We start from the raw sequence: 13,158 nt of genomic DNA, 5'->3' as shown, positions 1-13,158 counted from the left end.
TATATTATAATTTGGCAAAGGAGAAATTTATGAAAATGACTATCAAAAAACACTTATCTTTACTGATGGCAGCATTATTGATTATCTTAGGGATACCGTTCTCAAGTTTTGCTGTGGTTCAAAGCACACCAGTACTTTCTGATGTAACTGGCACTGCTACAGGAGCAACTTCTGGCGAGTTTAGTTGGCAATATGATATGCCAGCACCTTATGTACTGACAAGCGCTTCTGCTACACTCAATGGCAATACCCAGGCTATAAATATTGAAAGTGAAGCCCTTTCTCTTTCTGGTCTTACTGAAAAAACTGATTACACACTTGCGATAACAGCAAATTATAAAACAACTTCAACTGATAAGTTTAGAATTTACAAAAAAGAACGTATTAATACAGTTGTTACATCAGATGTTCTTATAAAAGTATACACTAAACAAATTAAACACGAGCAACAGGACGTTCGTGTCTACAACACAACAAATGACTGGAGAAATGCTTTCTTGTCTATGGACGCTTTGTTGAAAGCGCAACATCCGAATACTAAAGATGTTAGTTACACAGTTCTTGGTCATGTGGACAACTCTGGTTGGGATGTACTTGATGTAAAATATAGTTACTCAGTTGATCATAGAGTAACTTACTATACAATAAACTCTGATGCTACTGAGTATACAAGTTATTCTAGTGCTAAAGACGCAATCATAGCAAATTATGATTCATCAGCTATTATACAAGAAGATAATAATGATAATTTCACTGGCGGTTCAAGACTAATTGGTGTAACATACACAACTAATTATTCAATTAACGCTTCTGGCTCATTTAAAACCGAAGCATGGTCAACAGCCACTGTTGAGTTTGTATCTGAACATTCAACACACTCTCCTATAGTGAAAAAATATAATGAAACTTCAGTTACAACACCTACACCAACTGATGCTGATTATACTTTCATCGGTTGGTATACAGATAATCAATTTACAACAGAGTTTGATAATACTGTATCTTATAGTAGCCCTACTAACTCTCATACTACAGTAACTTTATATGCTAAATGGATTGCTAAAACACCATCAACCTTTACAGTTAACTTCGACTCTAATGGCGGTTCAACTGTTAGTCCAATTACAGTTACTTATCCTGTAAATTCTTTCGACTTACCTGCTGCTCCTGAAAAAACAGGATTCATATTTGGTGGTTGGGTTGATGAACAAGGTAATGATATAAACTTCTCAACATTGGTTTCTTATGCTGCTCCATACTTTGGCGAATACGAAACAACTGTTTTTGCAAAATGGATTCCTGTTCCACCATCGTTGTTTATTATTAATTTCGATACTAGAGGTGGCAATATAATCCCGTCGATTCCATTAGTTAATCCGCAGAAAGATTTTACGATGCCAGCCAACCCTGAAAAAGCAGGAAATAGCTTTATTATGTGGGTAGACGCAAATAATAATCCAATTGATTTAAATAATATCGTTAATTACTCAAAACCATTTGGTACAATTGATAACATAACATTGTATGCATTATGGGCGCCTAAAGCACCATCAACATTCACCATTAATTTCAACTCTAATGGTGGGTCTGCAGTTAGTTCAATACCATTAACATATCCTTCAACTTCATTTAGTATGCCAGCAGATCCAACAAGAGAAGGCTATGAATTTGAAGGATGGACATATAATAATGATGGATCCGAATCAACTTTTGATGCTTCATACTCTGTTGTATATCAAAGCCCTTACGATGGAAATTATAGTGTTACTGCTACTGCAAACTGGAAAGAAGTCCCAACAACTGTTGAGCCTGAACCAAATCCATCTACTTTTACGATAACTTTTAATTCAAATGGCGGATCTGCTGTAAGTCCAATCGTTTTAACGCATCCAGAAACTTCATTCAGTATGCCAACTGACCCAACAAGAGAAGGATACGATTTTGCTGGTTGGACATATGATAACGATGGCTCTGAAGCAACTTTTGATACAACTTATAGCGTAGTATACGCAAGTCCATTTGATGGCTCTTATGGTGTTACTGCAACTGCACAATGGACTGAAAATGTAGTGGTTCCACCTACTACTGAAGTACCTCCAACTACAGAGGCTCCTGAACCTACAAATGAAAATCCAGAGCCTTCAACAGAGGCACCTCAAACTTCTACCGAAGCGCCACAACAACCAAGTACTTTACCGACAGACGAACCAATTATTCCACCAGCTACTACATTTGTAGAGGTTCTTGATGAAGAGGTGGCTTTAGGTAATACAAAAACACCTATGAATTTTGATAGTATTTATAACAATATGGAACCTACAACAGATACTGAAATCATAATTGATGAAGAGAAAACACCTCTTGCTGATGCACTACCAAAAACTGGTCAAGCATCGCCTGAGCTCTTCTACGGAATTGGTACATTGATAACAGCTGCTGGTGTATTCTTAAAAAGAAAAAAATAAACGCTGTAAATTCTAATAAATGACTTAATTCAAAATTTATGAGCTACTGTGATTAAGATAAACACAGTAGCTCATTTTATTATTTCACTTAATTTAGATTCCAGGGGCTATCCTTCCTTTGTTTGGGTATTTATACTATAATGAACAAGTAAGACTTAATTGACACTAGGAGATATTATGAATTTTATCACGAAACGACTGTCTTCAGAAACCGTTAATCAGCTTATTCGCTATCTCATTACAGGGTTTACAGCTTTTGGGATTGAATACAGTTTATATGTCATTTTATATAAACTTATTGGAATGAATTATGTTATTGCCAGCATGATTGTATACGCACTTGTTTTTCTTTTTTCCTTTTTTGTTAATAGAAAATGGTCTTTTAAATCGACTGGAAAACTGAATCGACAATTAATTCTATATCTTTTGCTGTTCTTTTTTAACTTAATTGTTGCCAATGCGTTTTTATTAAAATTTTTAACCGATGTATTGGGGATTAATGCATTGATCTCACCATTCATAAAGATGGCTTGCGTCGTCTGCTGGAATTTTCTTATCTACAAATATATAATTTACAAGGAGTAACTATATGAATTCAAACTCTAAACTTGTCATTATAATCCCAGTATTCAACGAAGGAGATGCGCTAAGATCAAATTTTTTAGAAATTAAAAGAATTCTCGATGGTGATGAAATCTTTTGTGATTATCATTTCGTAGATGATGGTTCAAAAGACCATACATGGCAAGTGATTGAATCTCTTTCTAAAGAGTTTGATCAGGTTTCTGGCATTAAGTTTGCTCGAAACTTTGGAAAAGAGATTGCTTTAAGAGCTGGAATAGAAACGATAGATGCAGATCTTTATCTAACGATGGATTCTGATTTACAACATCCACCTAGATACGTTAAAGATATGCTCAAGCTTATGGAAGATAGCGATGCAGATATAATTGACGGCGTAAAGGCTTCTAGAGGTAATGAAACACTCGGGCATAAGTTTTTTGCAAAGAGCTTCTATAAGACCTTAAGGTGGATTACTGGTCTTGAAATGGACAACTCATCTGATTTTAAACTGATGAATCGTCAAGTGATCGATAGTTTGAGAAGTTTCCATGAAAGAAATGTCTTCTTTCGTGGTATTGTCAGCTGGGTAGGCTTTAAAACAGTGAAATTTGAATTTGACGTCGATGAAAGACAAGAAGGAACAAGTCATTTTTCATTTGGTCGTTTACTATTTTTAGCCATGAGTGCAATTGTATCTTATACCAGTAAACCATTGTATCTTACATTATTTGCAGGTGCACTTTTCTTGTGTTTTGCCATTGTAATGGGTATTCAGACCTTGTTTAACTTCTTTTTTGGAAATGCAATCAGTGGCTTCTCTACTGTAATTCTTCTAATCTTAATTACAGGATCGATGATTATGCTTTCGTTAGGGATTATTGGGCTGTATGTCTCAAGAATCTATGAGGAAATTAAACGCCGCCCAAGATATTTAATTGAAAAGCGAGCTGAAAGACATTAATTAAAAAAGACCTGTAACCAATTTGTTTGGCTTACAGGTCTTTCTTTGTTTATTCTTTGTTTTATTTACAATATTTCAGATCAGGAAGGCTTTACTTCCTCATCTTCTCTTAATGTATTTGAATCATTCATTTCTAGTTGATCAATTTGAGTTTCAGCAGCACGATGTTCATCATTTTCTTCAACTTCTAGTTTTTCTTTGTAAGCGACAACTTCCGGTTCAATAAACTCTGGATCTGGTTGGCTAAGCCCGAATTTTATAACCACTAAGAAAAGAGCTAATGCCATCAATGTGATGATAAACCCTTGCTTTAATCCATATGGCACATAGCTAAACTCAAGTACATGGTGACCTTGTTCTAAGTCAACCATTAGCATCGCATCTTTCAAGGAATCAGGAAGCACCTTCTGTCCATCCACTTTTACAGTCCATCCGAGCTCATATGGAATTGAAGTATACAAAACGCCATCTTCCTTAACATCTATAAAACCCTCTATTTTACGTGAGCTATAGTCTGTTATAACAAGTTGCTCATCAGCCAATTGGTCATATGCAGACTTCCAGGTTGATTCATCAAAGGTTACAGCTTGTAGATTAAAATAGCCATCTTTTGCAGCTTGAACTTCAAATTCCAGCTTAATTTCAGTTCCTTCCTCTAAAACACCTAAATCAATAATTAATCCTCTTCGGGTTTCATATTCAACAGGCGTACCACCCGCTATTGAAACCTTTGTTTTATAAGAACGATTGGCATACATGGTTAAATACATTTGCTTCGTTTCAGGCGCGTTAAAGGTTAGTGTTGCATTGCCGACTGCAGAAGCATCAAGGTTCTTATATGAGTATCTTAGATCATTGCTTAAATTTGTGCGTTCCATATTAACATAGGTTTCAGTAGTGATTGGAACATTTGTATATAGTTTGTAGTCTTGGCCTAAAGCGCCTTTTAAGAACTCCTCTTGAGCTAAAAATGGATTTGATGCATTTCCAGTCCAATTATAAGTGTCGTAATTTACTCTAAACCCTAGTGACAGCGGATAATTATTTTGATAAATTGAAACTTTTTCATCTTTAATATAAGGACTATAACCTACGTTATTTTCGGTACCCTGACTCCCCCTAGCAATCAAATACTTAACATTTAGCATCCCATTAACAAGAGGGGTACTCGCTGCATATAAATATCTATTCGAAGCTGGCGATGCAGCAAGACCAAGTGTTTTTAAATAGCTGGTTACATTAGAATTAACCGTTGAAGAAAACATCGAGACGCCTCTGTAGCCATATAGAGCAGGGTCGTTTGTCGAGTACCATTTAATCATGTCCATACGATAAAAATCATCATCAGCATTATATACTTTTTTGATTGCTGATTTTACTTCATCTCCTAAATATGGATAACTTGCTCTCGTTGAGCTTCCGGTTGTAGATGTACCTAAAATTGCCGACAATAAGGCTTCACTTAGTAGCAATATTGAAAAAAGAATCACATACAGCTTTTTACGGATGACTTGATAACGATAAAGCATGATGACTGTGCCATATAGTACCACCGCTCCCAAAGTCGCATATAATACTGCATTTTTTAAAGCGATGCTTTCATTAACAAGTAAATAAATTACGAATCCGGCCAAAATGCCCCAAACCTGTTTGGTTCTGATTTCTTCAAAATGTTCAAAGCCTTTATAAGCCATTGTTAAGATAACAAAAGAAAATACAAATGCAAATCGATAAGGTACTTCATTTGGAAAGTGGAATGCGTGCCAAATATAATTTAAATAATTGATATTAAAGCTTGCAATTAAAAACACAATCAATGCACTGTGTAATACTTTTTCTTTAATCTTTATACGATTTGAAAGGTAGTATACTGGCAACATTAATAACGCTAAGAAGCTACTAAAGATGTTCGGTAAACCACTTTTTACAGTTGGTTGAACGCCAACCAACAGATTGTTCAATATCTCTAAGGTTGTAAAATAAGTCTGAAAGCTGGTTGGTTTTGAACCTTCTATTGCATGTGAAAGTTGTAAGCCTCTGAAAGCAGGTAGCAATACAACAGCAGATAATCCAACTGCTATAAAAGAATAAATTGCAATCTGAACCGTTCTATTGAAAAAATGATTAAAATTGAACTTTTCTCTTCTTGAAAAATAGGCGATAAAATAGTAAATCAAAATAAACTCACAAATAAAATACCCTATATAAAAGTTACTGATCAGTGCAATTGCTAAAGTAATTACATACAGCTTAAAACCTTTTCCACTAATAATTCGATTCATCCCAAGGATAATCAGCGGAAATAAAGCCACTGCATCAAGCCACATAACATTCCAGTAATACCCCATCGTAAAGCCACAGAAGGCATATAATAAACCAAATCCAGTTATTGTATAATCATCTCTTTTAAATTGATGCTTAAGATAAACTGAAAAAAAAGTGCCCGCAAGTGCAATTTTAATAGCCGTGGCAAGCATCAGAAACTCTCTCAAAAATTGCGCTGGTACTAAAACGGAAAGGAGATAAATTGGGCTGAATGCATAATACGCCATAACCAAGATGAAATTCGATCCCATACCCATGTCCCATGAATAAAAGATTGATTCTCCGTGCTGTAATTTATATTGCAGCTCTTGAAAGAAGGGATAATATTGATGCCAGCTGTCTATTACCATTATCTGACTCTTTCCAAATGGAAAAAGTCCGATAACTGCAAATGCAATCATCATAAAAGTAAATGAAATTCCAAAGGTGGTAAGGACATATTTGTGTTTTAAAATTCTTTGTTTCATGCTACCTCCCATGTAAAGCAAGTTCTATAGGTACTGGAAAAGAACTACTGTACTTTAATTGATTTAATTGTTCTACCTTAACATTACATACAATGCAAAAACCATACAGTTATAATTGATTAATTATTCCTAGACTTGTTCAAAATACTCATTACTTAATACCCTTATTATACATGATTCAACCTGTTCTTTAAATCAATTAATAAATTTATTAAAAAGCATCTAATGCTTTGTCACGAATGACTTCTAATATTATGTTAACTTTTTGTTTTTTTTGGTACATATTAAATGGAGTTTTTAAGAAGTGGGGGCTACACTTTAAAATATGAAAGGTGTTACTTTAACAAGGAGGGACATGATGAAACGCCTCTTGAAAATGGGCACTTAAGAGGTGTGGAGTGAATAGTGCAACCGACCCTTTCTTTATTTATTAAAGAGAGGAGATTTACTGAATGAAGAATTTAAAAGTTTTGTTTATGTTTTTGTTAATTCTTGTTTTAATTATGGGGACTGTGGGTTCTGTCTTTGCTGAGACAGAAGTTGATAAAATAACACTTCCTCCTATGCCAACTGATCCACCACCACCATCAAATTTACCTACATTAACATTGTCAGTTTTTCCAGATCCATCTGGAACTACAGAGAGTAGTATTACTGAAGAAGGACATTGGAAATTTAGTTATATCCTTTGGAAATACTATTGGGTAATTGATTCACATACAGCACACATTTCTGCAACAGGGACTGAAAAGTTTGTATTCGAAAAATGGCAACGTTACACTATAGTCGGTGGGTCATTTAATCATCCAGTATGGGGATGGAAAGATACTTCTTATGACCAAACTGACACTTTTGAGATAAAGCACGATACTACTTTAAGAGCTGTTTTTAAAGAAAAATATCTGTATTCTTATGAAATACATTCTAGTGAAATGGCAGTCTACGATGGAAAAGATCCCGGTTATTACTTCCCAGGTGAGACCATTTTTGGTGGTGCAACTATCAATCCTGGATATAGAATGACTGGTTGGTCTTTAAATGGAGAACCACATTCAATCGCTGAATTAATTGTGTTTAATATGCCTGCTATGGATGCAAAGCTCGATTTGTACTTTGAAGCAATACCTACTTTCATGGTTACTGCTGACGTTACACCAGAAGGCGGTGGAACTGTAACTGGTGCAGGACCATATCAAGTTGGTGACAATGTACAGCTTGAAGCCATTCCAAGTAGAGGTTATGTTTTCGATGATTGGACCTTTGGCGATGATCTTTTCCCACAAACCTTTACACCTATTACTGGGTTTGTAATGCCTGAACAAAACGTATCCGCCATTGCTGATTTTGATTTATTAAGCAAATACAATGTAAAACTTTATACAGATCCAGATGGTATGGGAAATCCTACATTAGATGCCAACGCATTACCAGGCGAACCGGGATTTGATGGTGCATATTATCTTGGTGAAACTTTTAATGTCATTCCAAATCCAATAGAGCACTGGCATTTTGTAGGATACAACTATGAATACATGTGTGAAATTGGTGAACCACCATTACCACAAGTTATGATAGTTAACCCATCTCCATATGATACTGAAGATCCAAACTTCTTGTTTGGTTCTGAAGACTGTGATATAGAAATTACAGTATTTTATGAAGAAGATGCCTATGTAATGGCAACATTAGAATATGTAGATACGGAAGATGTGCCTATTCCAGGTCATCCAAGTGAAGACGTAAAAGTATATTTAGGTGAGGCATATAATTTTGTCGCTCCATCAATAACTGGATGGGAACATGTTTACACTTCACCAAATGCATCTGGTACATTAGGCGATGGCGCTGAAGACTTTGTTGTAACTTTTGTTTATCAAGAAGCACCTGAACCTACAACTGAACCACCAACAGAGCCAACTACTGAACCTTCTACCGAACCTACTACAGAACCACCAACAGAACCATCTACTGAAGCACCAACTCAACCAACAACTGAGAGTGTTTTACCAACTGATGCAGTAATAATTCCTACAACTGAAGCAACTGAAGCGGTTACTGAGGAAGTTGTCCCATTGGGAGCAGCTGTTATTCCAGTAAACTTTGATAGCATTTACGATAATATGGAAATGCCTACTGAAGAAGTAATTGCAGAGGAAGAAACACCTCTAGCAGATGCATTACCACAAACTGGTCAATTACCACTTGAACTATTCTACGGTGTCGGTGGTATGTTAACCGCTATAGGCGTTTATATTAGAAGAAAAAAATAGATTGCGATGAAAGGAAATAATAAGATTCGTTATCTAATTGGCAAAAAACCCCCACTGTAATATTATTTGTAAATGAAAAAGACTCCTAGATCAGTTTTTCCGATTTAGGAGTCTTTAATATTGAATTAAGAACTATATTTTTGTATTTGTTTATGCATTATATTACGCATTTAATTTTTTCGCCAAAGCTTGAACCACGAAGGATGCAACATCTTCAGCATAGGTACCTGTGCCAAAGCCAGCATCATAGCCAAGCTCTTTTGCAAGTTCATAAGAAATTCTAGGACCACCTGCACAGACGATCATCTTATCTCTTAAGCCTTCGGATTCTAAAAGTTCGATCAGCTGTGTCATGTTAGGAATATGAACGTCTTTTTGGGTTACGATCTGAGAAACGATAATCGCATCTGCACCAAGCTCTATCGCTTTCGCCACAAGCTCTTCATTTGGTACTTGTGCGCCTAAGTTATATGCTTTGATGCCATGATATCTCTCAAGACCATAGTGACCGTCATAGCCCTTCATATTCATGATCGCATCAATCCCAACGGTATGCGCATCTGTTCCAGTACAAGCGCCGACGATAACCACATCTCGACCAATATTTGCTTCGATAAAGTCTTCAACTGCGTATTTGTCCATAACGTCAGAATCAACCTTAGGTACTTCGATTTGTGTGAAATCTACTGTATGTGTTGATTTTCCGTACATGATGAAGAACGTATAGCCTACGCCTAAATCTTGTGCTGAAACCACTGCTGGCTCCTCTATGCCCATCTTGATTAAAAGCTGTTTTGCTGCTTCCTTGCTTTCTTCACTGAGTGGAATAGGAAGTGTAAAAGAAAATTGCATCATACCATCGTTCATGGTATCGCCATAAGGTTTAACTTTAGTTAAATCCAATCCGTTTTGTGCGCTCATCCTACTTCCCTCCTAACATCATTGGAATAAATGGGTTGAAATAACGCTCTCCCTTTTGAGTAACGCCATCAAGACCTTTACCGCCATCGATTTTTCTAGTAACAGAAGCAAACTTGCCTTGTTCAATAGTTGACATGATACCAATCTCTTCGATTTCCATTAATAGATCCGCCGCTTCTTTTAAAACGCCTTGTGCTCTTGTTTGGATGATACCATCTTTTTTAAACTCAACCTCATCGCCAAAATGACGCATGTTGTTAAAGATGTATTTCGCATTTTCAATTGAGAGTGCTCTATCTTGTAAAAGTGGTGTATGAATCGCTTCAGTTGGCATACCAAGTAATTGTAACCCTTGGTTTGTCATGATTGATACCACATTGAATAGTGCATCTTGGATATGACCTTTAAAAATATTACCCGTCATATACTTTGTTGGTGGCATGTATTTAAGCGGTGCATTTGGGAAGATTTCTCTTGCCATTTGTGCCTGTGATAATTCAAGTAAGAAGCCATCTTCAGTATCTGGATTCATTTCAAATGCATGACCAAGTCCCATTTGTTCTTCAGGTAGTCCAGCGAGAAGTGCAAATTGTTCATTGATAAACTGTGATGCGAGAACGGTATGCGCTTCTTCAATAGCATCTGCAGTCGTCAAATAGTTATCTTCGCCTGTATTGATAATAATACCAGCATAGCCATTGATAATTCTTGAAAAATACTGGTCAACCAACGTTCTTTGCATATTGATATCTCTAAACAAAATGCCGTATAAAGCATCGTTTAGCATAACGTCAAGACGCTCAATCGCACCCATAGCAGCGATCTCAGGCATACATAAGCCTGAACAATAGTTACAAAGTCTGATATAACGACCGACTTCCATGCCAACTTCATCAAGTGCTTTACGCATGATTCTAAAGTTTTCTTGAGTCGCGTAAGTACCACCAAAGCCTTCAGTTGTTGCACCAAATGGTACGTAATCCAATAAGCTTTGAGCTGTCGTTCTGATAACAGCGATGATATCTGCACCTTGTCTTGCCGCTGCTTGAGCTTGTAAAACGTCTTCGTAGATATTGCCAGTTGCTACGATTACATATAGATAAGGTTTGGGACCTTCACCTATTTCTGTTAAGAACTGATCTCTTTGAGCGCGGTTATTCTTAATGCGTTCAACCATTTTTGCCGCTTCTGCTTCAACGACTTCAGTCACTTTTCCCATGTCTTGTACAGGAACTTTTACTAAGTCTATTTCACCTGCTGAAATGTCTTCTGCAATTTCTTGAGCTGTCTTTCCATAAGCTACCATGGCATTGCCCAACCAGAAAGCCGCACCTTCTGCCAAACCGCCACCTTTTTTGATGTTATCTACTACCACATTTGGAAGTGGTCTTTCAATATCATCGATACCATCGACACCTAGTAATCTGACGATTGTTCTCTCTACAGCCACTGTGGTGTGTCGGTCGATGAATTTTTGTGTATCCTCTGCAATCACTCTTGCAGATTGACGCGCTTTGTCAACGATACTAAAATCCAAATTCAACTTACTCGTCATTTGATCCTCCTAATATTTCTTTTGCACGGTCTAAAATTTCTTTATTAAGGCCCATAAGCTCAGAAATTCTAATCGCTTCCTTGGGTATTTCTTTCGTTTGGCTCACTTCTATTAACCGGTAATCCATGTACTCGTGGAGTAATCCAGCGCCATGTTGATTGATGCGCTCACTTACGATGTTTAAATCCACGTCAGATAACCCTTTAACTTGGTAATGCGTCGTGTTTTTTACATGTGTTAAACCGTCAAAATGCGTCGTAATAACCGCTTTCGACTTATGTTTGGTCAAATACTCTATTAACGCTTTGGAAATTGCAAAGCCTTCAAGTGGGTTTGTCCCTCTTGCAAGCTCATCTATCAGTATTAATCCATACTCATCTGTGCGTTTTATTGCCTGCTCGATCTCGACAATTTCGCCACCAAATGTGCTAAGACCCATGTCTATTGACTGAAAATCTCCCACAGAGATAAAGATATAATCAAAGGGTTTAAAAGCAAGTTCATCGCATGGGACAAAAAAACCATACTGAGCCATGCTGAGCATAAGACCAATCAGCTTCAAAGAAACCGTCTTACCGCCCATATTGGCTCCCGTTATCAACGTCACTGAGTTCTTGAGGGAAACATCTATTGGTGTGAACGTCTTACCTTGTTTTTCAAGTCCAATGGCAACTTTTATATGCCTCGCGCCTTTCATTACGACTTCTTCAGTGTTAAGAAGCATAGGTCGTACACATCTGAATGCGATTGAGAATTGCGCTTTTGCAATCAACAAATCGATCCAGCTGATTGCATCGGTATTGGAAGTTAGGGTTTCCAAATTCTCTTTTAACGCTTTAGTGAGTTGGCTTCTCACCTCGTATTCTTCTTGCTCTTCTTTTAAGAGTAAGCTCTCTTTCATTTGGCTTAAGCTTTGAGAGGGTTTAACCGTATAAAGCTTATACAGTGGTAACTCAGATTTATAGGAAAGCCTCTCATCATTTTTTGCTCGATTTAAAAGTTCTGTTTCAAAAGACTTAATTCTGACATCGCCATTTGCTTGTACTATAAAGCCGTCATTAGATAATGCCTCTATCAGATCCAGCTTATATCGCTTCATCTCTACATCTGTTTGTTCGATTTGTGCTCTTATTTCAGTCAATGCCTTCGAATAGACACTATAAAGATGAAAGGCTTGTGTTCCTGATTTCTCAGGATCGAGAAGCTCGATAATTGAATCCACTGATTTTAGCTGATAGTCACCAATTCGACTGTGCCAGTGAATCGATTCTTGAATCTTTAGAATCATGACCATGGTTCTAGTGAGTTGCTTAATCTCAAAGAGTTCAGTTTCTGTTAAAACATCCTCCTGTAAGATACGGTCAAAAGAACCATCCAAAAGCTTTATACGCTTAAGTTCTTCCTTAATTCTTAAAACATCAGCTCTTCGCTGCTCAAAAAGTGTCATCATAGCCGATAATTTGTCATATTCCGCTTCAAGCGATTTTGCTGATTCGCTTTTAAATGGCTTTAAGTTTCTACGATGTCTTTCACCATAAGGCGATACAAGACTAAGGCGGTCAAGAACAAAACCCATATCTAAATCTGTTAGATTTTTTTTACTGATAAAGTCCTTCATACCAACCTCTTT

8 protein-coding genes and 1 riboswitch are annotated in these 13,158 nt (G+C 36.7%); of the genes, 4 read left to right on the top strand and 4 right to left on the bottom strand.

The features are described from left to right. Nucleotides 1-29: 29 nt before the first annotated feature. The 3 genes from AC4PID_RS08505 (at nt 30) to AC4PID_RS08495 (ending at nt 3,990) form a co-directional block, all read left to right on the top strand. Nucleotides 30-2,465, top strand: coding sequence for an InlB B-repeat-containing protein (locus tag AC4PID_RS08505; RefSeq protein WP_492135140.1), 2,436 nt, complete (start codon nt 30-32; stop codon nt 2,463-2,465). A 177-nt stretch (nt 2,466-2,642) separates the two neighbouring features. Further along, nucleotides 2,643-3,050, top strand: coding sequence for a GtrA family protein (locus tag AC4PID_RS08500; RefSeq protein WP_492135139.1), 408 nt, complete (start codon nt 2,643-2,645; stop codon nt 3,048-3,050). 4 nt (nt 3,051-3,054) lie between these two features. Next, complete coding sequence (locus AC4PID_RS08495) at nt 3,055-3,990, top strand: glycosyltransferase family 2 protein (protein WP_492135138.1); 936 nt, start codon at nt 3,055-3,057, stop codon at nt 3,988-3,990. Between the two features lie 80 nt (nt 3,991-4,070). Here AC4PID_RS08495 and AC4PID_RS08490 read toward each other — a convergent pair whose 3' ends face one another. Further along, a complete protein-coding gene (locus tag AC4PID_RS08490) occupies nt 4,071-6,782 on the bottom strand; it encodes a YfhO family protein (RefSeq protein WP_492135137.1) in 2,712 nt (903 codons plus the stop codon). A 342-nt stretch (nt 6,783-7,124) separates the two neighbouring features. Then, a riboswitch (cyclic di-GMP riboswitch) is annotated at nt 7,125-7,208 on the top strand. A 26-nt stretch (nt 7,209-7,234) separates the two neighbouring features. Between AC4PID_RS08490 and AC4PID_RS08485 the strand changes: the two genes are divergently transcribed. Beyond that, nucleotides 7,235-9,052 carry an InlB B-repeat-containing protein gene (locus tag AC4PID_RS08485; protein ID WP_492135136.1) on the top strand — a complete coding sequence of 606 codons (1,818 nt, stop codon included), beginning with the start codon at nt 7,235-7,237 and terminating at the stop codon, nt 9,050-9,052. Nucleotides 9,053-9,214: 162 nt separating this feature from the next. On the opposite strand, the gene kamE is transcribed toward AC4PID_RS08485, so the two are convergent. From kamE to kamC, 3 genes are read right to left on the bottom strand one after another with little or no spacing between them, the layout of a single operon-like run. After that, on the bottom strand, nt 9,215-9,973 hold the full coding sequence (kamE, locus tag AC4PID_RS08480) for a lysine 5,6-aminomutase subunit beta (RefSeq protein WP_492135135.1): 759 nt from the start codon (nt 9,971-9,973) through the stop codon (nt 9,215-9,217). Nucleotide 9,974: 1 nt separating this feature from the next. Continuing rightward, nucleotides 9,975-11,528: a lysine 5,6-aminomutase subunit alpha gene (gene kamD / locus AC4PID_RS08475; protein ID WP_492135134.1), complete on the bottom strand. Its 1,554-nt coding sequence runs from the start codon at nt 11,526-11,528 to the stop codon at nt 9,975-9,977. Further along, nucleotides 11,518-13,146, bottom strand: a complete 1,629-nt coding sequence (gene kamC / locus AC4PID_RS08470; protein ID WP_492135133.1) for a lysine 5,6-aminomutase reactivase ATPase KamC — start codon at nt 13,144-13,146, stop codon at nt 11,518-11,520. The genes kamD and kamC overlap by 11 nt, the downstream gene beginning before the upstream one ends. Between the last annotated feature and the right edge of the window lie 12 nt (nt 13,147-13,158).

The organism is Fusibacter sp. QWL-12, assembly GCF_058683495.1.
This window is presented reverse-complemented; position numbering and strand designations above follow the sequence as displayed.